General features: G+C 41.9%; 1 rRNA gene. It reads right to left on the reverse strand.

Annotation, left to right across the window (positions count from 1 at the left end):
- Positions 1 to 231: 231 nt before the first annotated feature.
- Positions 232 to 339: ribosomal RNA gene (gene rrf / locus H5154_RS23310) — 5S ribosomal RNA — on the reverse strand; the annotation flags it as partial.

Consider the following 339-nt stretch of genomic DNA (forward strand, 5'->3'; position numbering starts at 1 on the left):
TTCTCGCATTAGGCTCTTTACGTGATAAAGCTAAAAGTTGCTTGGATTTTTCTAAGTTCAATTTAGTAAAAGTAGATAGGTATCAGTGTGCTAATTAGATCACATAATTTGGCAGATTGGTATAATTTGGCAGATTGGTATAACACTGCGCTGCTGACGGCTCGAAGCCATTAGCTTTCCTACAGACGTAAAAAAGCCGCTTCATTTCTGAAGCGGCTTTCTCAATTTGGAGCCTGGCAATGTCCTACTTTCACATAGCAAATGCTACACTATCATCGGCGCTGTTTCGTTTCACTACTGAGTTCGGCATGGGGTCAGGTGGGTCCAAAACGCTATTGT

The organism is Pseudoalteromonas sp. SR44-5 (assembly GCF_014163675.1).
Taxonomy (GTDB): Bacteria; Pseudomonadota; Gammaproteobacteria; order Enterobacterales; family Alteromonadaceae; genus Pseudoalteromonas; species Pseudoalteromonas rhizosphaerae.